Genomic DNA, 24,532 nt, shown 5'->3' with positions numbered 1-24,532 from the left:
GTGCTTATGCCTCCCAGCTGACTGGAACGGTTTCGGGGACCCGGAAGGAGAGGTTTTCGCGGAACGCGATGTTCTCGGGATCCTGCAGTTTGAGGTTCGGGGCAAGCCGGGCGACTTCCTCGAGGGCGATCTTGGCCTGCAGCTTGGCCAGCATGTTGCCCAGGCAGTAGTGGATGCCGAAGCCGAAGGACAGGTGCTCGCGGGCGTTGGGGCGGGAGATGTCGATGTCCTCGCCGTTCTCGAATTTGCCCTCTTCGCGGTTCGCCGAGCCCATCAGCAACAGCAGCTGCCCGCCTTCTTCGATCTTCACCCCGCCGACCTCGGTGTCTTTGAGTGCCTTGCGCCGCCAGCCGACAATCGAGCCGGCATAGCGCAGCACCTCGTCGATGGCGCCGGGGATCTTCTTCGGCTCCTCGACCAGCATCGCCCACTGTTCCGGGCGGGCCAGCAGCACGCGCAACGAGTTGGCGATCAGCGTAGTGGTGGTTTCGTGGCCGGCGAAAAGCAGGCTGTAGAGGACGGACGCGATCTCGTGGTCGGAGATCTCCGCGCCCTCGTTCTGCGCACGCACGAGGTCGGCGGTGAGGTTGTCGCCGCCTTCCTCATGGGCGACCCGGACCAGACGCAGGCATTCCTGCCAGTACTCCACCAGATTGTGCGCATGCGGGACCTGCTCGTCATCACTCAGGTCGCCCCAGGTCATCGCCGCACGGGAATCGCTCCAACGCTTGAACTGATCCACCTGGCTGACATCGGCGCCGATCAGCGTGAGGATAGTGATCGTCGGGACATCGTAGGCCAGGTCCTTCACCAGGTCGCCGGTGCGCTCCGGCCGGGCCAGCATCTGCTCCACCAGGTCCACTACGTTCTGGCGGATGAAAGGCTCCAGCGCCTTATAGCGGCGGGGTGTGAAAGCTTTTTGCACTACCGAGCGGATACGGGTGTGCTCCGGCGGACGCCGTGCCGAGAGCCCCGAGTACGCGGTGAAGCCGCCCTCTTCCATGATCTTCTTCGCAGCCGGGCCACGCTCGCGGACCGGGGCCTGTGCGTTTTCGCTGGAAAAGGTCTCCCAGTCCTCGAAGACTGCCTTGATGTCGTCGTAGCGGGAAACCACGTAGTAGCCGATGCGCTCATCGAACATGACCGGCTGCTCGGCCCGCAGTTCCGCATAGGCAGGGAACGGATCCTTCATCTGGAACGGTTCGTAGCCGTGGTGCCCGGCAGGTGCCTCGGCTCCGTGGCCGAACGGGCAACGGGCCGCCGTTTCCGTCGAGGGTGACATCTGTTCTCCTTGGGGTTGGTTCCCGTTGGCGGCTGCTGGGCCATCCAACGGGTTCGTTCACACCAGTGTTGTCCAGATCACCCCATGGCGCACATCACCGTCTTCCACTCAGTGGAAACCGAATTGAACGACGACGGCGGCCAGGTTCCCTGCCTGCGGGCGGCTGCGTTTACTTGCGGTGGCTGCCTAGCAGCGTTTCGAGCGGGATGTGGGCAGTGGCGCGTTCAATCTGCAGCGAGACGCCTTTGAGCACCGGCAGGTGCCGGTTCATGGTGGCTGCCTGCGCTGTCGGCAGCACAAGCCCCAGACCGGCCCCGATGGCGCCGGTGTGGAAAACCGGCACGGCGATCGAGCAGGAGCCAAGCCGAACTTCCTCCATCGTGGTGGCGAAGCCCTGCTCGCGGATGGTGTCGAGCTCCTTGGCCAGCCGCCCGGCGTGGATATGTGTATGGGCAGTGGCGCGCTCCAGCTCGCGGTTCAGGTAGGCGATGCGGACCCACTCCTCCTCGAAGGCCAGGATCACCTTGCCGACGGCGGTCGCGTGCATGGGCAGCCGTCCGCCGACCCGTGAAGCCCGCGGGACACGTTTCGTTCCGTAAATGCGCTCGATGTAAAGCACTTCGTGCCCCTCGCGGACCGCGAGCTGGGATGTCTCACCGGTGAGCGAGAACAAGTCCTGGACGAACGGTCGCGCGGCCTCGCGCAGTTGCCGTCCTGCGTTCTGCGCCAGCTCCCACAGCCGGATGCCCAGCTGGTAGCGGCCGTTGGCTCCACGCGAGAGAAATCCCCAATCGGTCAGCTCGGCGACCAGCCGGTGGGTGGTGCTCAGCGGCAGGCCAGATCCCTCGGAAATCTCTGTGAGGCTGAGCGATCCGCGGGCCTTTTCGAAGGCCTCGAGGATGGCAAGCACCTTGGAGGTCACGGACCGTCCCGCGTCGCGGCTCCCGCCCGCCATCGTTGCCTCCTCCTCCGGCTGCCCTCGGCCCACCAATTGCGGATCAAGTCCGGCTATTGACCGTCCGTCCGGTCCAGTGCGGCCGCTTCCGCCGGCCGAAACCGAGTCTAGCCTTCCCCGAGCAGGGCACGCCGTTGCGGCCACAGGGTCACCGATTCCAGCGCCGACAACGCCCGCGCCATGGCTTTCGCCTCTTCGGTGAATAGGTGACCGTGGACCCGCTGGCTGCACAGACGAACGGCCTGCTTCCGCTCCAGGCCGAACCAGTCCATCACGGTGTCGATGCCGTGCGGGCTCAACCGCCACGTCTTGTCTGAGTCCTTCACAATGGCGTCCTCGATCGAGAGGGCCTGGCGCCGCGAGTCGTGCCCGTCGATGATCTGCAGAATCGCCGGCACCTTGGCGGCGTCGTAGTGGACCTCGGCCAGAATGTCCGCGGCCAGGCGGGCACCTTCCTTCTCATGGAGCAGCACCAGATCTGGCCGCCCGCCGCCGGGAGCAATTGCGGAGAGCACCTCGTCCGGGGGCACCTGTGACCAGCCAATGTCGTGCAGCATGATCGCCGGAAGAACGACGTCGGCATCCGCCTCTGCGTGCAAGTCCAGTAAGGCGTGGGCCAGGCCGAAGGCGTAGAGGGTGTGCGCGTCGTTGTCGCGGACGGCCAGCAAGGGTGCCGCCAGCTCCCAGATCCCGGCGAGGACCGGGCCCAGTGCGATTACGCCATCGGGATTTGCCGCAATGGCGCCGGTGACGTCGTGGCCGTACTGGTTGGCGGAAGGCAGGAACTTGGTCATCTTCCCACCGTGGACCAGCCGCCATGGCCGTGGCAACAATCGGTTTCCGCTGGCCGGAAGCGTCGCCGACGTCCTCTTCCTGCCCGGCGGCGTGGTTACGGCGTCTGCCGCCAGCCTTAGCCGGTGTTGCGCAGGCCAGCCGCCACGCCGTTGACCGTGATCAGCATGGCCCGCTGCAGGCTTTCATCCGGTGCGCCGCCGCCCGAGGTCCCGTTCGCGCGCAGCCTGCGCAGCAGTTCCACCTGCATGTAGGAGATCGGATCCAGGTACTGGTCCCGCACTTCCAACGACTTTTTGAGCACCGGCTGGTTGTCCAGCAGCCGCACTTCGCCGGTGAGGCGCCGGACCTCGGACACCGTGAGCTCGAACTCTTCGCGGATCCGGTCGAACAGGTGCTGCAGCCGGGCCGGCACCAGCGTGGCTACATAGTGCGCGGCGATGTCCAGGTCCGTCTTGACCAAGGTCATTTCCACATTGGAGACCACGGTCTGGAAAAAGTGCCACCGGTCCGCCATCTCCTGCAGCACCTCCCCATGGCCCGCCTCCCGCGCCGCCTTCAGCCCGGAACCGACGCCGTACCAGCCGGGCACGATCTGCCGGGACTGCGTCCAGCCGAAAACCCACGGGATGGCGCGCAGACCTTCTAGACCGGCCCCTGAATCCGGCCGCATTGAAGGTCGCGAGCCGATCTTCAGCGAACCCAGCTGCTCCACCGGCGTCGAGGTGAAGAAATACTCCGGCAGGTCCGGATCTTCAATCAGCTCCCGATAGCAGCGGAAGGACGCATCGGAGACGGTTGCCATCACTTTGCCGTAGCGATGGCGCTCGCCGGCGGAGGTGCGCGGCTCCCGGTGCAGCGCAGAGCCTTCCAGCACGGCTGCCAGCGACAGTTCCAGGTTCTCCCGTGCCAGCGGCTGGAGCGAGTACTTGTCCGAAATGACTTCGCCCTGTTCGGTGAACTTGATTTCGCCTTCCAGCACTCCGTTCGGCTGGGCCAGGATGGCGTCGTAGGTTGGCCCGCCGCCGCGCCCCACGGAGCCACCCCGGCCGTGGAAGAGCCGCAGCCGGACCCCATGCTTGGCAGCGACGTCGCGCAGGACCCGCTGTGTCTGGTGGATTTCCCAGAGGCTGGTCAGCACACCGGATTCCTTGTTCGAATCCGAGTACCCGAGCATGACTTCCTGCACGTCGCCGCGGAGCCGGACAATCTCCCGGTACTGCGGATCCGATAGCAGCCCATCCAGAATCCGCCCGGACCGGCGTAGCTCCTCCACGGTTTCCAGCAGCGGCGCGAAGCCGATGCGCGCAAACGCGTCCCCGCCGTGCAGCCGCAGCAGGCCGGCTTCCCGCGCCAGCACCGCGGCGGCCAGCACGTCGTCGGGTCCGCGGGTCATCGACACAATGTAGGTCTCCACCACGTTCGAACCGTAGGTCTCCAGCGCCCGCTGGATTTCGCCGAACACCGCGTACGTCTTGGCTTCCTCGCCTGCCAGCGGAGCCGGCACCGGCGCCAGCGGCCGGCGTGAAGCCAGCTCCTTCGACAGCACCGCCTGGCGCTCCGCCCGCTCCAGGTCCGCATAACATCCGGGGAGTTCGCCCAGCCGGTCGATCAACACACCGACGACGGCGTGGTGCCGCTCGGCATGCTCGCGGACATCCAGCGTGGCCAGGTTCAGGCCGACGGCGGACATGATCCGCCGCACCCGCGCCAGCGCTCCATCCGCCGCCAGCGAGGCCCCGTGGGCGCGCAGCGATCGTTCCAGCAGCCCCAGCTCGTCCAGCACTTCTGCAGCGGAGGCGTAGTCCCGCCCGGGCTGGTGGGCGGTCCCGTTCCGCACGCGGGCGGAAGTGTTCATCAATTTCGCCTTGATGCAGGTCAGTTTCAGGCGGTACGGCTCCTGCGCGTTCAGCACGAGCACGCGCTTATCCAGCCCGGGCAGCTTTTCCAGGTCCTGCTGAATCGATTCCAGCAGCTCCGGCTCCGCTTCGGCGAGCGCCGTGGAGTTGGAGAGCACCGAGATCAGCTCGTCCACCTGCTCGATCCCGATCCGCACGGCGTGCTGGTTCTGCAGGGCGAGGATCTCCCGCGTCACGTCGGCGGTGACGTTCGGGTTGCCGTCCCGGTCGCCGCCGATCCAACTGCCGAACCGCAGCGGCGAGCGCTCGGCCGACAGTGCGGCGCCGTGGCCGTCCAGCAGTTCCTCGAGTTCGGCCAGCAGTTCCGGCACCGCGCCGCGGAAAATGTTGTCGAGGTAGTAGAGCGCGTTGCGGGCCTCGTCCACCGGGCTGGGCCGCACTTGCCGCAGCTCGTCCGTCTGCCACATCTGGTCGATGATTTCCGCCAGCATGCGGTCCTGCCGCCGTCTGGCCACGCTGTCCTCGGCGGTCCGCACCGCCAGCACATCGGAGAGCTTGCGCAGCTTATCCAGCACAGAACGGCGCGATGCCTCAGTAGGATGCGCTGTGAAGACCGGCCGCACATCCAGCGCGTCCACGGCCTCCTGCAGCATTGCCGGACCAGCCTTCGCGGCCACGTCCGCCACCGCCTTGGCCAGCCAGCCGTCCTGTTCCGGCCGGGTCCGCAGGGTCCGGACGCGGTGGACCTGCTCGGCTGCATTGGCCAAATGGAAGTAGAAGGCGAAGGCGCGCACCAGCTGCGTCGCCTGGACGGTAGGCAGCCCCGCGAGCAATTCACGCACTTGGTCCGCCACGTCCCGGGCTGTCCATGGCCCGCTGGCCTCCCCGCCCCCGCGGGCCGCTTCTTTCGACTCTTTCGTCAGCAGCCGTACCTGCTCCACCAGATCCAACAGCTCCGGGCCGTGCTGGCGCACCAGCGATTGGCCCAGCAGCGTGCTGACCCGCCGGACGTCCGCACGCAGCCTGGCATCGAGATCGCCTTCAGGCATCAAAACCCTCCTGTGCCATCAACCGGCCCTACAGATTGAACGCGGGTGCGTGCGAAGGCTGGTACAGCAGGATGTCGTCGGCGCCGGGCACCTGCAGCATCGCGCCCGTGCCGAAGCCCATGTCCGTTGACTCTGAGCTGAAGCCCGCGCCGCGGCTTTCCAGTTCGGACATGGTGACCGCCAGATCGTCGCACATCAGGGCGATCTGGTGGTGGCGCGGGGCGGAAAACTCCTCGCCTTCCCAGACGCCGCTGGTCGGATGCACGCCCAGTTCGCTCGGACCAGTCTTGAAAATCAGCCAGTCATCGCCCGAGCCGGCGTCGGGAACCGAGGGCCACTGCAGTACGTCGCGCAGGAACGCCCGGGTAGCCGTTGGATCATCGGAGTAGATCAGCGTGTGCACGGAAGTGATCATGGACCTAGGCTAGCGCCCGGCACTGCCTCAGGTAACCTCCCCGTTCGTCCGGTGCGGCTTGTCTTGTGGCAGGCCCAGGGGCAGACTGTGCTGATACAGCCCCGGGTGGGCGGTGACAGCCTCAGCCAGCCCCAAGGAGCGCAATGACCAGCCTGGAAAACGAGGTCACTACGGCCGAAGCGGAGTTCGGTGCCTGGCACAGACAGCGCAACGATGCCTTGGCCGAGGATTTCGGGCTCCTGACCCTCACCTCGTTCCAGTGGCTCGCCACCGAACCGTCCGCCGTCGACCTTGTCCCCGGATTGTGGAGCGCCGACCGCGCGGTGGCGGCCCTGAACGCCGGTGCCTCGGATGGCTTCAGGATGTACGACGGCGGCACACCGGTCCGCGGGATCCTCACCCAGACGGTGGCCGAGCGCGGCCAGAAAATGTGGGTGCGCTGGTGCGGCGGTCCGGAAGCGGTGGCAGTGGAGCTGGCCAGGCGGGACGGCCGCTATCTCATCCGCACGCGAGCCGCCTCCACGCCGGCACAGCAGAATTTCAGCGGCGTGCCGGTCTTCGACTTCGATCCCGACTGGATCATCAAGGGCAGCTATGTTCCCTTTGGCTCGCCCCAGGTCGCACGGATCGCCACGGCCCGCAGCGATACCTCGCTCGCTGCAGTGCTGGCCGGCGAGATCACTTTCAACCACCAGGCCTCAAACTACCGGCTGCTGGCCGAATTCGAACCGGGCACGGGCGCACTGCGGGTGACCTTCCACGACGCGACCAATGGACTTGGTACGGCAGACTGGCGCTTCCTCGACCTGCCGCCGCCTGCGCTGGACGGTACGGTACTGCTGGATTTCAACCGCGCGCAGAACTACCCGTTTGCCTTCACCGGGTACGCGGTCTGCCCGGCGCCGGTGGCGGCGAACCAGCTGCCCTTCGCCGTCAGCGCCGGGGAGAAACTGCCGGCCTGACCGGCTCAGGCAATCGCGGATATCCCCGTCACTGCCCGGCCCACAATCAGGCTGTTGATCTCGTACGAGCCCTCGTAGGTGTAGATCGCTTCGGCGTCGGAGAAGATCTTGGCCATCAGGTAATCGGTCACGATCCCGTTTCCGCCGAGAATGGACCGCCCCAGCGAGACGGTTTCACGCATCCGCGCCGAGGTATAGGACTTGGCCAGCGCGGCCTGTGCCATGTCGGCCCCGCTGTGCCGGATGCCCTGCGGGCCGGCATGGGTCTCCTCCTGCAGCTGGGCGACCCGGGCCAGCATGCCCAGCGACGCCGTGGCATTGCCGAGCATCCGCACCAGCTGGTCCTGGATCAGCTGGAAGCCGGCGATCGGGCGGCCGAACTGCTCGCGTTCGAGCGCATACCGCCGGGCCACCTCGTAGGCCGCGAGCTGCTGGCCGACGGCCTGCCAGCCCACCATGATGCGCGAGCCGCGCAGGAGATGTTTGGTGTCGTCGAAGCTGCTGATCCCGGCGAACCGGTCCGCTTCCGCAACGCGGACGTTGTCCAGAATGATGTCCGCGTTCTGCACCGTGCGCAGGGAAATCTTGTTGCCGATCCGCTCCGCCCGGAACCCCTCCAGCTTCGAGTCCACAATGAAGCCGCGCACCTGGTTGGTGTCTTCTTCCCGCGCCCAGACCAGCATGTAGTCGCAGAAGGTGCCGTTGCCGATCCACCGCTTGGCCCCGTTGAGGATCCAGTCTCCGCCCTCGCGCCGCGCCGTGGTTGCCATGCCGCCGGCCACATCGGAACCGTGCTCCGGTTCGGTCAGCGCGAAGGCGCCGGTGATGCGCAGCGCCAGGGCGTCCTCAAGCAGGCGTGCCTTCTGCTCCGCGCTGCCGAACTCGTACAACGCCTGCACAAACAGGTCGTGGTGGACCATGAAGAAGGTGGCGATGGACGTATCGGCCCGGGTCATTTCGGCGATCACCAGCCCGGCGAAGAGATGGCTGAAGCCCTGCTGGACCGGCGTGCTCAGCTCCAGCCCGGCCAGCCCCGGCAGCAGCTCCGCCGGAAAGCGGCCGCGGTTCCACCAGTCCACCGCATGCGGTTCCACCTCGGCGGCGAGGAACTCGCGCAGCTGGGCCAGCTTCAGCCGTTCCCGGCCGCTGAGCAGGGACTCGAACCCGTAGAAGTCCGGCCGCGGCAGGTCCGCCATGTTCACTTTGTTCACAATATTCTCCATGCCGGCTTCAGCGCGGCGCCATCCGGATGGCGCCGTCCAGCCGGATGACTTCCCCGTTGAGCATGGCGTTGTCGATGATGTGCGCGGCGAGGTTGGCATATTCGGCGGGCCGGCCCAGCCGGGACGGATGCGGCACCTGCTGGCCCAGCGAATCCTGCGCCTCCTGCGGCAGTCCGGCCATCATCGGCGTCTCGAAGATGCCCGGGGCAATGGTGACCACGCGGATCAGCGAGCGCGCCAGTTCGCGGGCGATCGGCAGCGTCATGGCAGCCACGGCTCCCTTGGAAGCGGCGTACGCGGGCTGGCCGATCTGCCCGTCGAAGGCAGCCACGGACGCGGTGTTGATGATGACGCCGCGCTCGGGCCCGCCGAGTTCCGTGCTGACCGGTTCCGTTTCGGCCATGGCGGCGGCGGCCAGGCGGATCACGTTGAAGGTGCCGACGAGGTTGATCTGCACTACCTTGCTGAAGTTTTCCAGCGGCAGCACGCCGCCGCGTCCCAGCACCTTGCCCGGGGTGGCGACTCCGGCACAATTGACGACGACGCGCAGCGGGCCGAGCGAAACGGCCGCATCGACCGCCGCCTGCACGTCCTCTTCGCTGGTCACGTCGGCCGGCGCGAAGACGGCCCGCTCCCCCAGTTCCGCCGCATACTCAGCCCCTGCGGATCCCGGAAGGTCAACGAGCACCACGGAGGCACCGGCGTCGTACAAGCGGCGGGCGGTGGCAGCTCCCAGGCCGGACGCACCCCCGGTCACGAGCGCAACGGAATTGGCAATCTCCACGTGATCCTCCTGTCATGAATCCTTTCCGCCAGCCTAGTGTGGTCCGGCGCACAGCGCATTCGGCCGACCGCCTACTGGGCAAAACGCCTTCCGTGATTACCCGGACCCGGACGGTTACGCTGGTCAGATGGTCGCAGAGTCCAGCAAGCTTCCCGGCGAACACCCGCCCCCGCCCAGATTCGCCGCCGGCCGGGCGGACGAGGCCGCCGCCGCTGTCATCCGGCACTTCGGCCAGCGCCTGCTGGGCCTTCCGTTCACCCACCTCGGTGCGGTAGCCAGGCCGCGGCAGAACTATCTGCCGCTGGTCGGGCCGTGGCATTACTGGTGGCAGGCGCACTATCTGGACTGCCTGGTGGATGCCGGCCGGCGCGAACTCGAACGCCAGCAGCATTACGACGGCGGGTTCGGCGTCAGCGCCGGCCAGCTCGGGGCGCGCCTGCTGCGCAGCATCAAGTGGCGCAACTGCTTCCGGTTCACCAACTCCTACTATGACGACATGGCCTGGCTGGCGCTGGCCGTCGGGCGCCTGGACTCGCTGGCCGCTGCGGCGGGCAAGCCGCGGTTCCGCAACCGGGCCGCTGCCCGCGCCTTGCTGCCGGCACTGGAATCCGCCCATACCGCGGACCTGGGCGGCGGCCTGTTCTGGAACACGAAGCGCGATTTTAAGAACACCCCTGCCACGGCCCCGGCAGCCCTCCACTTTGCCCGCATCGGCCAGACGGACCGCGCGGCGGCCCTGCTGGACTGGCTGGACGACAAGCTTTACGACGGCGCTTCCGGGCTGTACCAGGACGGGCTACGTATTGTGAACGGAGAGCCGGTGCTGGTGCCGGACATCTACAGCTACAACCAGGGCCCGGTGCTGGCGGCGCTGCTGGAACTGGGCCGGGATGCGGACCTGCAGCGTGCCGCGGACCTGATCAAGGCGGTGGCCGCGGGGCTCACTACGGACCATGACGGCCTGCCCGTGCTGCGCACCCACAGCGACGGCGACGGCGGACTGTTCACCGGGATCCTGGCGCGCTACCTGGCCGTTGCGGCCAACTCGGAGCGGCTGCCCGCCGATGTCCGGGAGCAGGCACGCCTGCTGGTAGCCAACACCGCCGGGGCGTTCTGGTCCGGCCGCCGGCTGGAGAACCACCGTACGTGGGAAGTGCTGGTGTTTTCCAAGGATCCGGCCCTGCCGGCCAAGACCACCTATCCCCCGGGCGAGCGCGTGCAGCTTTCCACCCAGCTGCAGGCTTGGATGACGCTCGAAGCCGCCGCCTCCGTCGCCTGACAACCGGCGTCGTTGTTGTGTTTCGACAATAAGTCACAAAAGCGTTGCTGATTTACGCTGGCTTCTGCCACAATGACTGAGCACAGGTGAGCTAAGCCTTACCTAAGCTTCTTTTCCGGGTACTGCGGTGGGGACCGCGCCCGGTCCTCATTTTCCTGAAAGGTTCTCCATGAAGATCCGATTTCCGCAGCTTTCAGCAGCCGCCATCGTCGCCGCCGCTGCACTGACTCTGTCCGCCTGTGGCTCCGGTTCCGCGTCGCCGGCCCCCGAAGGATCTACCGCGGCCGCAGCCGGTGAAATCACCGTCTACAACGCCCAGCACGAATCGATGACCCAGGCCTGGGTGGACGCGTTCGAGGCCGAGACCGGCATCAAGGTCAACGTCCGCCAGGGCAAGGACACCGAGATGAGCAACCAGATCATCGCCGAGGGGGAGGCCTCTCCCGCCGATGTCTTCATCACCGAGAATTCACCGGCCATGACGCAGGTGGAAAACGCCGGTCTCTTTGCCGACATCTCGTCCACAGTGCAGGAGAACGTGCCCGAACAGTACCGGCCGTCGTCGAACAAGTGGTCGGGCGTCGCCGCGCGGTCCACGGTCTTTGTCTACAACAAGGACGCCGTGAAGGAAGCCGATCTGCCGGCGTCGATCATGGATCTGGCCGATGAGAAGTGGGCCGGAAAGTGGGGAGCGGCTCCGGGCGGAGCGGACTTCCAGGCCATCGTCTCCGCCATGCTGGAGCTTGAGGGCGAAGAGGCCACCGCAGAATGGCTCAAGGCCATGAAGGAGAACGCCAAGGCCTACCCGAAGAACGGCGCTGCCATGAAGGCCGTCAACACCGGGGAGGTCGACGGCGCCGTCATCTACCACTACTACTACACCGCGGACCAGGCCGAGACGGCGGAGAACTCCGGCAATGTCGCCCCGCACTACTTCAAGAACCAGGATCCGGGCGCCTTTGTCAGCGTCTCCGGCGGCGGGGTCCTGAAATCCTCCAAGCACCCGGAAGAGGCGATGCAGTTCCTGGAGTTCATCACTTCCAAGCAGGGCCAGGAGTCGCTGGCCACCGGTAGCGACTACGAGTACCCGGTGGGCAAGGACGTCACCCCGCGCGACGGACTCGTCCCCCTCGAGGAGCTCGCAGCTCCCTCCGTCGACGCCGCCAAGCTGAACAGCCAGAAGGTTGTCGAGCTCATGACGGATGCTGGCCTGCTGTAGAACTGCCCATGTCGGTTCATCCACGAACGTCCACCGGTAGCCGGGGCCCTGCGGTCCCGGCTACCGGCGCGCCCGCTGTAGACGTTCCGGGTGAGCTGACCGACGCTGCTCCACCGGGCGCTGCTCCGTCTGGCACGGCTGCGCCCAGCGTTGCGTTACCCCGCATCGTTCCGTCCGGCCCCACACCGCCCGGCCCGCGACCTCCGGTTCGGGGCCCTCTCCGGCGCAGGCGCAGCGGTGCGCGGCCGCCGTACGGAACGGTAGCGGCCGCCGTCGTTATTTCGCTGGCGACCCTGGTGCCGCTGGGCTTTGTCATCGTGATGACGGTGGCCACCGGCTGGGAGACGGCCGCGGCGCTGATCTTCCGGCCCCGCGTGGGCGAACTGCTGTTCAACACTGTGGCGCTGGTGCTGGCCGCGGTGCCGCTGTGCATCGTGATCGGGATCGCGGCGGCCTGGCTGGTGGAGCGGACGCAGCTGCCCGGCGCGAGGTTCTGGTCCCTGGTGCTCGCCGCGCCGCTGGCCGTGCCCGCGTTCGTCAACAGTTACGCCTGGGTCAGCACCATTCCGTCGCTGGGCGGGATCGGCGGCGGCACGCTGATTTCGGTGCTCTCCTATTACCCGCTGGTCTACATTCCCGCGGCCGCGGCCCTGCGCCGGATGGATCCCGCGCTCGAGCAGTCCGCGGCGTCGCTCGGGCTGGGACGCTGGCGCACCTTTTTCCGCGTGGTCCTGCCCCAGCTCTGGCTGCCGATCACCGGCGGCTCCTTGCTGGTGGGCCTGCACCTGCTGGCCGAGTTCGGCGCGTTTTCGATGATCCGGTTCGCCACCTTCACCACCGCGATCATGGAGCAGTACCAGTCCACCTTCAACGGCGCGGCCGCCAACATGCTCGCCAGCGTGCTGGTCTTCATCTGCCTGCTGATGCTGCTGGCCGAATCCCGCCTGCGCGGCAACGCCCGGTATGCCCGCCTGGGTTCCGGGGTAGCCAGCCGCCCGCCTGCCCTGCCGCTTGGACGGTACAGGATTGCCGCCGTCGTTGGTGTGTTGGCCCTGGCGGTGCTGGCGCTCGGGGTGCCGCTGGGCAACATCGTGCGCTGGCTGCTGGCCGGCGGAGCCGGAATCTGGGACCTGCCGGTGATCGGCGAGACACTGCTGCAGACCCTCGGCTTCGGACTGGCCGGCGCGCTGCTGACCGTAGTGCTGGCCTTCCCTGTGGCGTGGCTCGCCGTGCGGTATCCGGGCTGGTTCACCAAGCTGGAGAGCACCAACTACATCACGTCCTCGCTGCCCGGCATTGTGGTGGCGCTGGCGTTCATCACCGTGGCGATCAACGTCGCGCGGCCGCTGTACCAAACGGTGCCGCTGGTCATTGCCGCCTACGTCCTGCTGTTCCTGCCCCGGGCGCTGGTGAACCTGCGGGCCGGATTGGCGCAGGCGCCGCAGGAGCTCGAAGAGGCGGCACAGTCGCTGGGCAGTCCGCCGTTCAAGACGTTCCTCCGGGTGACCCTGCGCCTGACTGCCCCCGCTGCCGCCGGCGGAGCCGCACTGGTTTTCCTGGGCATCGCCAACGAGCTGACGGCCACCCTGCTGCTCGCGCCCACGGGTGTGAACACGCTGGCCACGCGCTTCTGGGCGCTGAGTTCGGAGATCGACTACACCGGCGCCGCTCCGTACGCGCTGATCCTGATCCTGCTCTCGCTGCCGATGACCTACCTGCTCTACACCCAGTCGCAGAAGGCGGCCGGCCAATGACCTTGTGGAAGGACCCGCTCATGAGCCCTGCTGACGCTCCGGCGCCGAAGGGCCACCTGGTCATCGACGCCGTCACCAAGTCCTTTGGCGACACGTCCGTACTCCGTGGCGTCAGCCTGTCCGTTCACCGCGGAATTACGACGGCGATCGTGGGCCCCTCGGGCAGCGGCAAGACTACGCTGCTGCGGCTGATTGCCGGCTTCGAGGCACCGGACTCCGGCTCCATCACGCTCGACGGCGAGGCGGTGGCCAACGGCGGCAGACTGGTCCCCGCGCACCGGCGGAACGTGGGCTATGTGGCGCAGGACGGAGCGCTGTTCCCGCATCTGAGCGTGGGGCGGAACATCGCCTTCGGACTGGAGAAGAAGCGGTTCGGCTCCAAGGCTGCGGTGGAGGGCCGGATCGCGGAACTACTGGACATGGTCTCGCTGGAACCCGGGTACGCCGGGCGCCGGCCGGACGAGCTTTCCGGCGGCCAGCAGCAGCGCGTCGCCCTGGCCCGGGCGCTGGCCCGCGAGCCGGAACTGATGCTGCTGGACGAACCGTTCAGTGCCTTGGACGCCGGTCTCCGGGTAGCCACCCGCAAGGCGGTGGCTCGCACCCTCGCCGCCGCCGGGGTGACCACCATTCTCGTCACGCACGACCAGGCCGAGGCGCTCTCCTTCGCGGATCAGGTGGCGGTGATGCGCCGCGGCATCCTGGCCCAGATCGGCAACCCCTTTGTGGTTTACACGCGGCCCGCAGACCGGGAGACGGCAGAGTTCCTGGGCGATGCGGTCATCCTCAACGCGGAACTGCAGGGTTCCCTGGCCACCTGCGCGCTTGGCGGTATCCCAGTCCGCCGGCCAACGTGCCAGGGGAAGGTGCACCTGATGCTGCGCCCGGAGCAGATCCGCATTTCCGACGGCGGCCCTATCCGCGGCACCGTGCTGGAGACGGACTTCTTCGGGCCCGAGGTGACGGTGCGGCTGGAACTGCACGGGCCCCGGGATGCGCAGGGAAACAGGCAGCGCGGGGAGACCATCACCATCCGCCACTGGAACGCGACGCTGGCCAAGCCCGGCTCGGAACTGTTCCTGCGCGTGATCGGCGAGGGCGTGGCCTTCCCGGCGTCCTGAACGGGCCGTTGCGGGCCCGCGCCAGGTTGCCTGGCGAGAACAGGGGCGCTGGAACGCTCGGCCGCCCGTGTTCTCGCCACTCAACTATTCAGCAGGCTTCTTCTTCTGCGGGTACGGCGCCTCGTGCCGGGCCAGCATCTCCACGAAACCTGCGATCTTCTTGCGGCGGGCATCCTCGGTCTTGAGCTGGCTGAGCCGGAAGATCAGCGCGAACCGGTTCTGCGAGGTCAGCACGTCGAACATGGCCTGCGCCCGGGGCACGGCAGCGATCGCCGCGGCGAGATCCTCGGGCACTTCAGCCGTCGCGGGTCCGGCATAGGCCTTGTCCCACCGCCCATCGGCCTGCGCCGCCGCGACCGCCGCGCGTCCGGCGTCGTGCATTTTTCCTGCCGCCTCCAGCTGCTCGATCCGCGCCACGTTGCGCAGCGACCAGATGCTGCGTTTGCTTCGTGGGCTGAACCGCTGGAAGGAACTCTCCGCGTCGCGCCGCTTGGCCTGCCCATCGATCCAGCCGAAACACAGCGCCTCTTCGAGCGCGCCGGCATAGTCGAGAGTGGTGACGGTTCCGCCTTTCTTGTGCAGCACGAGCCACACGCCGGGCGAGCTGTCATGGTGCTCCTGCAGCCAGTCGCGCCAGGCGGCGGCGTCGGGCAGCAGCAGTTCGGGGAGTTCGGCGGCCATGCGCAAACACTAGCCGCGCAACCGGCCGCCGCGCCATACTCTGGGAAGAGGCCGCTACCGAGGAGACAAAAATGCTGCGAGTCCGCCCCGTCCACTACACCTCCCGCATGCACGAGTACAAGGAACTGCTGACCGCGCTCGGGCTCGCCGTCACCGCCGACTACGGGACCTGGATGGAGTTCGACGCCGGTCACGGGCGGCTCGCGGTCCACGCCATGCCCGCGGGGCCCGACGACGGCGTCACCTCGCTCGGCTTCGAGGCACGGGACCTGGAGGAATTCCGCCGCCGGACCGAGGAGGCCGGGACGCGGGCCGAGCCCTTCTCGGCAGACCACGGCGGCAGTGTGAAGGTCACTTCGCCGGAGGGCACCGTGTTCCTGGTGGACCGCGCCAACGAGGCGGCCGAACCGCATGACGCGGATCCGTCGCTGACGGTAGCCGCGGTGTGGACCACCACCGAGCTGCCCACGGCGGCCAAGGTGCTCGCGGATATCGGTGCCCGCCGGCCCTCCGCGGCACGGGCTGGCGGCCGGAACGAATCCGGCCATGTGGACTGGGACCTGACCGACGTGGGCCGGGTTGATTTCGCCGCCAAGAACGGCGGGATCATCACGGTTCAGCAGGGCGCTGCCGCCGGGATTGCCCTCGGCTTCGAGTACGACGGCGGGCTCGAGGTTCTGCGCGACAGGCTGGCTTCGGCCGGGATCCAGGCTCGGCTGGCGGAGGACGACGCCGGCGCCCGCGTCCTCTTCGTGCCGGACCCCGACGCCGCTGGAGGTGCTACCAGCGCAGGCGGCCGGAACATCAGCATTCGCGAGGCAACCGCACCCCGGGCCTGAACTTACGCTCTGCGGAAAACCCGACCCCTCCCGGCTGGTCCCGCGTGACGGGCGCATCAGCCGTGCGGTACAACAAGTACATGAATGTTCGCACTCCCGACCCGTATCCAGGCTGGCTCTCCGAAGAGGATCTCTACGAGGCCCGGCAGCGTTTGCCCATGGTCTATGTGGAGGCTGTTCCGGTGCGGCTGGACTCCCTCGGCTACGTAACCGAAGTCGGGCTCCTGCTGCAGGCCTCGGACGAGGGACAGATGGTGCGCACGTTCGTCTCGGGTCGGGTGATGTACCGGGAGACCATCCGTGCGGCGCTCATCCGGCATCTGGAAAAGGATCTTGGGCCGCTGGCGTTCCCGCAACTGCCAGCCTCCCCCGTGCCCTTTACCGTGGCCGAGTACTTCCCCTCCCCATCGGAAACCGGGATGACGGATGACCGCCAGCACTGTGTCGCGCTGGCCTACCTGATCCCCGTTACCGGTGAGTGCGAGCCACGGCAGGATGCCCTGGAACTGACCTGGATGACGCCGGACGACGCCCTGAGCTCGGAGGTCCAGTCGGAGTTCGTCGGCGGGCGCGGCAACCTGCTGCGCCATGCGCTGGCCCATGCCGGCTGGTGCCGCTGACCGCGGCTCAACTAGATAACGACGGCGGAAGGTCCAACTGCTCGACCGGCACAGCCGTCATCAGCCGCGCGTCCTAACGTGCGGCTGCTGCCACGTGCTACCGGCGTGGCGCAACTTCGGCTTGAGAGGTAACAAATTCATATACTGAGGTTTGACCCTGAGCTTTGGAGGACCACCCAATGACCGAGCAACAGCCACAGACATACGTCCATAATGTCAAAGCTGAGGCGGTTGAACCGGGCCATATGTTTCTGCGGCGGCGCGGAAAACAATCGGCCGCGGTGGTGTCCTCCGCCGTCGAAAAGGATGATTTCGGCTCGCCGGCGCTGGTGATCGCCAAGCTCGCCGACGGGACGCAGGTGCGTATCGCCCACGGATCGAGCATCCGGGTTGCCTCCACACGGCCCTTCCAGAAGGCTCCGACCGTCCTGACCAACAGCGACCTTGAGCTGATCCCCGCCGAGGAGGGCACGCCCGAGGCGGTCATCGTGGGCACCGCGCGGGCCCATCCGAAGGACATCAGGGTCCAGCGCCTCGCGGCCCGCCTGAGCAAGGGGCTGAACACCAAGGCCGGCAGCAACCTACAGGATGTGCGGGATCTGGCGCACCGGCTGTTCGTCGACCTGGCGGATGAGGACAACGCCCTCCATGTCTGCCGGCTGGTAACGGATCTGCCCTTCGACGGCAACTTCGGCCGCTGGAAGTGGATCCAGTCCACGTTGGCGATCGCCGCCTACATCACCCATGAGGCCGGCGACATCGAGGAGTCGCAGCGGCTCGGCGACGCCATGCGCGCCCCGGACGAGGCGGAAGAGGAAGATCCGCTGCGCGCGAAGATGAACGCCGTGGTCCGCCAGCGCCAGCTCAACGAGCCCAACCTCTACGACTCGGAAATCCACCGGGCCATGGCCTCCGGCGACCAGTCGGCGGAGCACGAGTGGCGCGTCGAACGCCTTTCCACCCTGATGTACCTGCGCACCCACGGCGGTTCCGAGACCCTGGAGCCGGCCGAACTGGACCGCCGCATCGCGAATGAATTGGTGGCCATCCGCGCACTGAACGGCAAGCTGACCGCTCCCTGATCTCCAGCCCGCCCAGACCTCTGGCGGGTCCAAGGGGCCGGGGGTAAAGTCGGCCTCATGACGGATAGCGCTGTGAAAACAGAATCAGAATCTGGTCCCCGCAAGCTCAGCGTCCACATCAACGCAGACGCCCAGCAGGTATGGATCATGCTGCGCGAACCGAAACGGCTAGCGCAATGGCACGGCTGGGAGCTGGACGGTCTCGATGAGGAGATCAAAGAGATCTACTTTGCCGGCGCCGTCGAAAGCCCTGACCACAAGAAGCTCACCCTGGGCAATGGCGATACGTTCATCATCGAGCCGGTGGAGGACGGCGTCCAGCTGACACTCGAACGCGGACTCCTGGACCCGGCGTCGGAAATGGCGCATTGGGACAAGGACCTCACCGAGGGGTGGACCACGTTCCTGCAGCAGCTGCGTTTCATGCTCGAACGGCACCCGAACACGCCGCGGCAGACCACGTACTTTTCGGCCGATTCCGTACCCGAAGGCGGCCTGCTGCAGAGCCTGGGCCTGACGGACCTGCCGGAGCCCGGCGAGCCGTACGAGGCAGCCCTGAGCACGGGCGAATCGATCAGCGGGAAGGTCTGGTTCCGCACGAAATCACAGCTCGGGCTGACGGTCCAGTCCTATGCCGAGCACGGGGACGGCCTGCTGATCCTCGCCACCATGCCCCAGCTTATGGACGAAAGGCCCGACGGCGGCACGCAGGTTCTGATTACCACCTACGGCTTGGGTGCCAAATCGCTGGCCGCCCTCCGGGAGGCCTGGGATGGCTGGCGGGAGCAGCATTTCCCCTCCTCGGAGCCCTTGTCCACGCGCAGCCGCTCCCGCGACGAGCTGCCCGTGCGCTAGCTGCCCAGCAGCTGGACGGAACAGCCCGCCCCGCGGGATAAGGCAAAATGGATAGGTGCCGCAATCTGATTTTTCCTTCACCGTAGGCAAACGCCTGTCCGAAACCGCCCCTCCCACCGCCGCCCAGGTCGAGGCCAACGGCGGTGAATTCAAGGGGCGCACCGGCACCATCGCCACCCCGCACGGCGACATCCAGACGCCGGCCTTCATTGCCGTCGGCACCAAGGCCACGGTGAAGGCGGTGCTCCCCGAATCCATGAAGGACCTCGGTGCCCAGGCGCTGCTGGCCAACGCGTACCACCTCTATATCCAGCCCGGCCCGGAGATCCTGGACGAGGCCGGCGGCCTGGGGAAGTTCATGAACTGGGCCGGCCCCACCTTCACCGACTCGGGCGGCTTCCAGGTGATGAGCCTGGGCTCCGGCTTCAAGAAGGTCATCAACATGGACGCGGCCGCGGAGGCCGGGGCGGGTTCCGGCGCCGATGACCGGGTGGCGGCGGGCAAGGAGCGCCTCGCCCACGTGGACGACGACGGCGTCTGGTTCAAGTCCCACCTCAACGGCGACCGGCACCGCTTCACGCCGGAGATCTCCATGCAGGTCCAGCACCAGCTCGGCGCGGACATCATGTTCGCCTTCGACGAGCTGACCACGCTGATGAACTCCCGCGCTTACCAGGAGCTCAGCCTGGAACGGACCCGGCTCTGGGCCGAGCGCTGCATCGTGGAGCATGAGCGGCTGACCAAGGAGCGTTCGCACCGGCCGTACCAGGCGCTCTTCGGCGTCATCCAGGGTGCCCAGTACGAGGACCTGCGCCGCAAGGCCAGCAGCGACCTCGGCGCCATGAACTTCGACGGCTTCGGCATCGGCGGCGCGCTGGAAAAGGAGAACCTGGGCACCATCGTGCGCTGGTGCAACGAGGAACTGCCCGAGGACAAGCCGCGCCACCTGCTGGGCATTTCCGAACCCGATGACATCTTCACCGCCATCGAAAACGGTGCGGACACCTTCGACTGTGTCTCCCCCACCCGGGTGGCCCGCAACTCCGCCTTCTACACCCCGGACGGCCGCAAAAACCTCTCCAACGCCAAGTTCAAGCGCGATTTCACCCCGCTGGTGGAGGGCTGCGACTGCTACGCCTGCGCCAACTACACGCGCGCCTACATCCACCACCTGTTCAAGGCCAACGAGATGGTCAGCCACACCCTGATCTCCATCCACAACGAGCGGTTCACGGTGAAACTGGTCGACGACGCCCGCCTGGCCATCGAGGACGGTTCCTTCTTCGACTTCAAAAACGAGACCTTGGGACGCTACTACGCCTGACCCCCGGCCGGCGGAACCTGCGGTACAGCAACCACAAGCCAAGTACGACGGCGGCGATCACCACGATCACGAGCGCCGGCAACAGTACGGCAGCCAACGCGAGCGACAGGCTCGCCGTGTCCTCGACCGTGCTGACCACCGGCGCCGCCGCGCCCACGGTCGCGGCGTTGAGCACCGGCCGGGTCATCATCTTCACCAGGTGGACGGCGAAGGCGATGACTATGCCCATGACCACGGGGATCCAGGCGTCGCCCCCGAAGAAGGCATCCGGGTCCGAAACGGTCACGGTTTCCGAGGACACGCCGCTGCCAAAGACGATGCCGCCCGCCGCGGGCCGGATGACGGTCTGGATCCAGTCGTTGATGCTGTCCACCATCGGGATTTTGTCCGCGGCGATCTCCAGCACCAGCAGCAGGCCCACAATCAGCAGCACCCACCCGTTGCCCAGCCACGACCACTCGGCGGGCAACTGGACCAGGTCCGTGTACCGGTCCAGCAGGCCGAGGATCAGCATCGGAATGAACGCATTCAGTCCCGCTGCCGCAGATAATCCCGTGCCGGTCAGGATTTCGAACATGGCATAAGAGTAATCCCAATTCAGCGGCTCTGACGCGGCAAAACGCTTCTATACTGGCGCCATGGGACCGTCGCTGGTATTTGGCGCCGTGGCTTCCAGCGCACTGGTGCTGGGCGCGCTCATCGGAGTGAAGTTCGAGCTGCCCAAGCGCTTCCTGGCCATCCTGCTCTCCTTCGCGGCGGGTGCCCTGATCACCGCTTTGAGTTTCGAGCTCTTCCAAGACGCCTACCAGCACGGCGGCATCTGGCGCGCGGCCATCGGGCTCTTCGTGGGGGCGGCCGTCTTCACCGCCCTGAGTGCCTTGCTTGACCGCTGGGCCCAGCCCAAGTCACGGCCCACCCCGGCCGACAAATACCAGGGCAGTGCCAAACTGGACACCAACGCGGCCGCCGAGGACCGCGCGCCCACCAAGGAATCCACCCGGGGCGCGGCAGGCATGGCACTGCTGGCCGCTGTGACGCTCGACGGGGTGCCGGAGAACATCGCCCTGGGCGTCTCGCTGACGGAAGGAACCGGCGGGCTGGCCCTGCTGGCCGCGATCTTCGTGTCCAACCTGCCGGAGTCGCTCGTCGGCGCTTCCTCCATGCGCAGCAAGGGCAAGTCCACGGGCACGATCCTCGGCCTGTGGCTGGCGTGCGCGGTGCTGCTCGTCGCCGCCGTCGTTATTGGGGCTGGTCCCCTGTCCGGCAGCGACCCGGAAACGATCTCCCTGCCGCTGGCTTTCGCCGCCGGCGCGGTCATCGCCTCGCTTGCGGACACGCTCATGCCCGAGGCGTTCGAGCACGGCGGGCCGGCCGTTGCGCTCAGTACCGCCGCCGGCTTTGTCCTGTCGTTCGTGCTGTCGCTCGCCTGAAGATGGCCGCTCCGTTCTCCCTCCTGACCCGCCGCACTTTCCCGCGGCACTTCCCATGGCCGGGCCATTGACGCTTGCCCTGCGAGCGGGTAATCCGGAGTACATGACTCCAACAGGATTAACGCAGGATGCCGGCTGGGAAATGGGAGTCCGCAAGACGGTTCCGGCCCCGTTGCCCCAGGTCTGGGATTTCCTCATCGGCGAGGGTCTGCCGCTGTGGCTGGGCGAAACGGCCCTCGGCACCCGCCGCCGCGACCAGTATGAAACCGCGGATGGCACCCGGGGCGAAATCCGCAGTTTCCACCCGCATGAGCGGATCAGGCTGACCTGGGAGCCGCAGGACTGGGATCACGATTCCATCCTGCAGATCACGCTGATGCAGGTCCAGGCAGGGACTACCATCGGCTTCCACCAGGAGCATCTGGCCAGTGCCGCGGAGCGGGAGAAGATGCTGGACCACTGGCACGATGTTGCCGATCGGATCGCCGCCGCGCTAGGCAAGCGGCGCACGCGTTAGGACGGCCCTGCCGCCAGGGCGCGGCCCGAGGTGCGGACACTTCCCTGGGTTTAGGGCGCAACCCCGTACGAAGGTTCGCGCTTCTTCACCCAGCCGATGGCCGCCGTCGTAAGCGGAACGAAGAGGAACTCAACCAGGGTCTTGTAGACAAAGCCGACGACGACGTAGTTCACGAACGTCGGGATGTCGGTAATGCCGATGACCGAGGCCGCGATCGAGCAGAAGATCAGGGTGTCCGCGAATTCGCCGACGCCGGTGGAGCCCATCAACCGTGCCCAGAGCTTGCGCTCCCCGAAGCGCTCCTTCATCTTGACCAGCACCCACGAATTCAGCGTCTGGCCGACTAGGAAGCCCAACAGGCTGGCGAGCACAATCAGCGGCACCGGGCCGAGGGCCAGCTCCAGCGCTTCCTGCTTGGCGATGCCGAAATCGTCGTTGAAGCCGGGCAGCGCGATGATGATCCAGTAGCAGAGCGAGGCGAAAACCGACAGGGCGAACGTGGTGAGGATGGCCTTGCGCGCCACCTTGAAGCCGTACACCTCGCTGACCACGTCGCCCAGGATGTAGGCCAGCGGGAAGAGGAAGAAACCGCCGTCAGTGATGATCGGGCCGATGGCCACACCCTTGGACGCGCCGATGTTGGACAGGATCAGCACTACGGCCATGGCCGCGAGCATGATGCCGAAGTACGGGCTGCCGATCGAGGCGAACTTGGCCGGAGCATGGCCGGGGCGGGATTTCTGCAGGTCAGTCATGGTGGTTTTGTACCTTTTTAGAAGTAGTGGTTCGCGCAGCGCCGCGATGCTGCCGGTGTGGCCGGCGTCGAAAGCGTTGGCTGTATTAGCACTGGGCCCGTCTGCACCCGGACCGGCATCAATTCTCCCACGTCGCCGGATGAGTGGTTGCGTTACGGGCGCTTCGATCTATTCTGGGGTTAGACCCTCAGTCCGGCGCCGGCAGGGGACAGTGCCGCGGCGACTGTCACTGACCTCGGAAGGGGCACGCAATGACGCAGGACGGGACCAATGCGGATCCGCTCGAGCCGGGCCTGCCCGAGGACGAGCAGTTCGCGGACGAACTGCTGGATCACAAACAGAGCCACCGCGTCACGTTCGGCCCGTTGGCGTTCTTCACCGGTTTCTTCGTCACCATCGCGGCCTTCTCGCTAACCCTGATACTGATCTCGATCGCCGGCGGCACGTTCAGCTGGCGGCAGGTCTGGCCGACCTTCGGCATTGCGTTCGTGGTGCTGCTCTATGCCGCCGGCATCGGCCTGATCATCGGGGCACCCATTGCCTTCCTGCTGGGCCTGGCGCTGCGGCCGGTCCGGCGCCAGTGGGTCCACGTGCTGGTGTTCTTCGTGGTCATTACCCTGGTGGCCTGGCTGATCTTCAGCGTGATGTACGGCGGGGCCGCGTGGGAGACGCTGCTGCTGGCCGCGCTGATCGGGCTGTGCGCCGCGATCGGCCGGGCCTCCGTGTGGAAGCTCGTGACCGTCTACGACTGAGGCGGGTGCCGGTGCGGTGCGGCCGGGTCCGGCCTCTCCGGTGCGCGCCGGCCAAACGTCCTGGCTGAGCGCCGTCGTCCCGCCGGTTGGCCATCGGCGGGGGTCACGGTGGAAAATGGACGCATGCCTTCTTCCACTGACATTTCCGCCGACGCTGCCCTGACCGCCCGTCCCGCTATCACCCTGACTATTGCGGGCTCGGAAGCCACCGGCGGCGCCGGTGCGCAGGCAGACCTGAAGACTTTCCAGCAGCTCGGCACCTACGGCATCACCGCCCTCACGTGCATCGTGTCCTTCAATCCGCAGGACAACTGGAACCACCGCTTTGTTCCGGTCGACGCAAACGTCATCGCCGATCAGCTCGAAGCCATCCAGACCTGCTACGCAGGCTCGTTGAAGTCCGTCAAGATCGGCATGCTCGGCTCCCCCGCCACCATCGACACCGTGGCCACGGCTCTGGGCAACCAGGAGTGGGACAACATCGTGCTGGACCCCGTGCTGATCTGCAAGGGCCAGGAACCCGGCCACGCGCTGGACACCGACCAGGCGCTCAAGGCCCAGGTCCTGCCGCTGGCCACCTTCGTCACCCCCAACCACTTCGAGGCCGAATCCCTGTCCGGCATCACCATCAACAACGTCGAGGATCTGGAAAAGGCCGCCCGCATCATCCACGAAGCCTCCGGCGCTGCCGTGCTGGCCAAGGGCGGCGTACGCCTCGAGGGACCGGACGCCGTGGATGTCTTCTTCGACGGCGAGACCCTGGAAGTGCTCAGCGCGCCGAAGATCGGCGAGGTGGCCGTCAGCGGCGCCGGCTGCTCACTGGCCGCGGCGGTAACCGCCGAACTGGCCAAGGGCGCCACCCCGCTGGAGGCCGCGCGGACCGCCAAGGCCTTCGTGACCGAGGGCATCAAGGCGCGCGTCTCCTCCCACGCCCCGTTCGACGCACTGTGGCAGGGCTTCGCCGGCTAAAGCCGATTGCGGCGGCC

Annotated in this window: 24 protein-coding genes; 14 read left to right on the top strand and 10 right to left on the bottom strand. The window is 67.0% G+C overall.

All coding sequences use genetic code 11. From position 1 onward, the window contains the following. Positions 1-4 precede the first annotated feature (4 nt). The 5 genes from AC20117_RS09935 to AC20117_RS09915 form a co-directional block, all read right to left on the bottom strand. Entirely contained in the window at positions 5-1,282 is a 1,278-nt protein-coding gene (locus AC20117_RS09935; protein WP_074699863.1) for a cytochrome P450, read from the bottom strand. Positions 1,283-1,451: 169 nt separating this feature from the next. Then, on the bottom strand, positions 1,452-2,237 hold the full coding sequence (locus tag AC20117_RS09930) for an IclR family transcriptional regulator (RefSeq protein WP_074699864.1): 786 nt from the start codon (positions 2,235-2,237) through the stop codon (positions 1,452-1,454). A gap of 107 nt (positions 2,238-2,344) precedes the next feature. Continuing rightward, entirely contained in the window at positions 2,345-3,031 is a 687-nt protein-coding gene (locus AC20117_RS09925) for an HD domain-containing protein (protein WP_074699865.1), read from the bottom strand. Between the two features lie 116 nt (positions 3,032-3,147). Next, on the bottom strand, positions 3,148-5,937 hold the full coding sequence (gene ppc, locus AC20117_RS09920) for a phosphoenolpyruvate carboxylase (protein ID WP_074699866.1): 2,790 nt from the start codon (positions 5,935-5,937) through the stop codon (positions 3,148-3,150). A gap of 28 nt (positions 5,938-5,965) precedes the next feature. Continuing rightward, positions 5,966-6,352: a VOC family protein gene (locus AC20117_RS09915; protein WP_074699867.1), complete on the bottom strand. Its 387-nt coding sequence runs from the start codon at positions 6,350-6,352 to the stop codon at positions 5,966-5,968. A gap of 143 nt (positions 6,353-6,495) precedes the next feature. Between AC20117_RS09915 and AC20117_RS09910 the strand changes: the two genes are divergently transcribed. Continuing rightward, positions 6,496-7,314, top strand: coding sequence for a DUF1684 domain-containing protein (locus AC20117_RS09910; protein WP_074699868.1), 819 nt, complete (start codon positions 6,496-6,498; stop codon positions 7,312-7,314). Between the two features lie 5 nt (positions 7,315-7,319). Here the strand turns inward: AC20117_RS09910 and AC20117_RS09905 are convergent, their stop codons facing one another. Then, entirely contained in the window at positions 7,320-8,537 is a 1,218-nt protein-coding gene (locus AC20117_RS09905) for an acyl-CoA dehydrogenase family protein (protein ID WP_418202246.1), read from the bottom strand. A gap of 7 nt (positions 8,538-8,544) precedes the next feature. Further along, positions 8,545-9,321 (bottom strand): 3-hydroxyacyl-CoA dehydrogenase, encoded by a 777-nt coding sequence (locus tag AC20117_RS09900; protein ID WP_074699869.1) that lies wholly within the window; start codon positions 9,319-9,321, stop codon positions 8,545-8,547. A gap of 127 nt (positions 9,322-9,448) precedes the next feature. Here AC20117_RS09900 and AC20117_RS09895 point away from each other — a divergent pair, with 127 nt between their 5' ends. The 4 genes from AC20117_RS09895 to AC20117_RS09880 all read left to right on the top strand — a co-directional run bounded on the left by AC20117_RS09895 (position 9,449) and on the right by AC20117_RS09880 (position 14,691). Further along, a complete protein-coding gene (locus AC20117_RS09895; RefSeq protein WP_074699870.1) occupies positions 9,449-10,600 on the top strand; it encodes a glycoside hydrolase family 76 protein in 1,152 nt (383 codons plus the stop codon). 169 nt (positions 10,601-10,769) lie between these two features. After that, entirely contained in the window at positions 10,770-11,819 is a 1,050-nt protein-coding gene (locus AC20117_RS09890) for an iron ABC transporter substrate-binding protein (RefSeq protein ID WP_074699871.1), read from the top strand. Between the two features lie 278 nt (positions 11,820-12,097). Further along, positions 12,098-13,573: an ABC transporter permease gene (locus tag AC20117_RS09885; protein WP_074703082.1), complete on the top strand. Its 1,476-nt coding sequence runs from the start codon at positions 12,098-12,100 to the stop codon at positions 13,571-13,573. 20 nt (positions 13,574-13,593) lie between these two features. Beyond that, positions 13,594-14,691 (top strand): ABC transporter ATP-binding protein, encoded by a 1,098-nt coding sequence (locus tag AC20117_RS09880; RefSeq protein WP_074703083.1) that lies wholly within the window; start codon positions 13,594-13,596, stop codon positions 14,689-14,691. An 84-nt stretch (positions 14,692-14,775) separates the two neighbouring features. Here AC20117_RS09880 and AC20117_RS09875 read toward each other — a convergent pair whose 3' ends face one another. Next, entirely contained in the window at positions 14,776-15,372 is a 597-nt protein-coding gene (locus AC20117_RS09875) for a YdeI/OmpD-associated family protein (protein WP_074699872.1), read from the bottom strand. Between the two features lie 71 nt (positions 15,373-15,443). Here AC20117_RS09875 and AC20117_RS09870 point away from each other — a divergent pair, with 71 nt between their 5' ends. The 5 genes from AC20117_RS09870 to tgt all read left to right on the top strand — a co-directional run bounded on the left by AC20117_RS09870 (position 15,444) and on the right by tgt (position 20,092). Next, complete coding sequence (locus AC20117_RS09870) at positions 15,444-16,211, top strand: VOC family protein (protein ID WP_074699873.1); 768 nt, start codon at positions 15,444-15,446, stop codon at positions 16,209-16,211. A gap of 80 nt (positions 16,212-16,291) precedes the next feature. Next, positions 16,292-16,831, top strand: a complete 540-nt coding sequence (locus tag AC20117_RS09865; protein WP_074703084.1) for an NUDIX hydrolase family protein — start codon at positions 16,292-16,294, stop codon at positions 16,829-16,831. A 179-nt stretch (positions 16,832-17,010) separates the two neighbouring features. Beyond that, positions 17,011-17,913: a DUF6707 family protein gene (locus AC20117_RS09860; protein WP_074699874.1), complete on the top strand. Its 903-nt coding sequence runs from the start codon at positions 17,011-17,013 to the stop codon at positions 17,911-17,913. 72 nt (positions 17,914-17,985) lie between these two features. Next, positions 17,986-18,768: an SRPBCC family protein gene (locus tag AC20117_RS09855; protein ID WP_335644992.1), complete on the top strand. Its 783-nt coding sequence runs from the start codon at positions 17,986-17,988 to the stop codon at positions 18,766-18,768. 55 nt (positions 18,769-18,823) lie between these two features. Then, positions 18,824-20,092, top strand: coding sequence for a tRNA guanosine(34) transglycosylase Tgt (tgt, locus tag AC20117_RS09850; protein ID WP_074699876.1), 1,269 nt, complete (start codon positions 18,824-18,826; stop codon positions 20,090-20,092). Here tgt and AC20117_RS09845 read toward each other — a convergent pair. After that, entirely contained in the window at positions 20,058-20,669 is a 612-nt protein-coding gene (locus AC20117_RS09845; RefSeq protein WP_074699877.1) for a DUF4126 domain-containing protein, read from the bottom strand. The genes tgt and AC20117_RS09845 overlap by 35 nt on opposite strands. A gap of 61 nt (positions 20,670-20,730) precedes the next feature. Between AC20117_RS09845 and AC20117_RS09840 the strand changes: the two genes are divergently transcribed. Together AC20117_RS09840 and AC20117_RS09835 are read left to right on the top strand one after the other, a co-directional pair. Then, on the top strand, positions 20,731-21,522 hold the full coding sequence (locus tag AC20117_RS09840) for a ZIP family metal transporter (protein WP_074699878.1): 792 nt from the start codon (positions 20,731-20,733) through the stop codon (positions 21,520-21,522). Between the two features lie 103 nt (positions 21,523-21,625). Continuing rightward, positions 21,626-22,039, top strand: a complete 414-nt coding sequence (locus AC20117_RS09835; protein WP_074699879.1) for an SRPBCC domain-containing protein — start codon at positions 21,626-21,628, stop codon at positions 22,037-22,039. Positions 22,040-22,089: 50 nt separating this feature from the next. Here the strand turns inward: AC20117_RS09835 and AC20117_RS09830 are convergent, their stop codons facing one another. Next, entirely contained in the window at positions 22,090-22,794 is a 705-nt protein-coding gene (locus AC20117_RS09830; protein WP_074699880.1) for a queuosine precursor transporter, read from the bottom strand. A gap of 251 nt (positions 22,795-23,045) precedes the next feature. On the opposite strand from AC20117_RS09830, the gene AC20117_RS09825 reads away from it, so the two are divergent. Both AC20117_RS09825 and thiD read left to right on the top strand, forming a co-directional pair. Beyond that, positions 23,046-23,546, top strand: coding sequence for a hypothetical protein (locus AC20117_RS09825; protein WP_074699881.1), 501 nt, complete (start codon positions 23,046-23,048; stop codon positions 23,544-23,546). Positions 23,547-23,669: 123 nt separating this feature from the next. Further along, positions 23,670-24,515 carry a bifunctional hydroxymethylpyrimidine kinase/phosphomethylpyrimidine kinase gene (thiD, locus tag AC20117_RS09820; RefSeq protein ID WP_074699882.1) on the top strand — a complete coding sequence of 282 codons (846 nt, stop codon included), beginning with the start codon at positions 23,670-23,672 and terminating at the stop codon, positions 24,513-24,515. Positions 24,516-24,532: the final 17 nt, after the last annotated feature.

This window comes from Arthrobacter crystallopoietes (assembly GCF_002849715.1).
GTDB classification, from domain to species: Bacteria; Actinomycetota; Actinomycetes; order Actinomycetales; family Micrococcaceae; genus Crystallibacter; species Crystallibacter crystallopoietes.
Note: the sequence above shows the minus strand (reverse complement) of the source record. Positions and strands in the feature narration are given on the sequence as shown.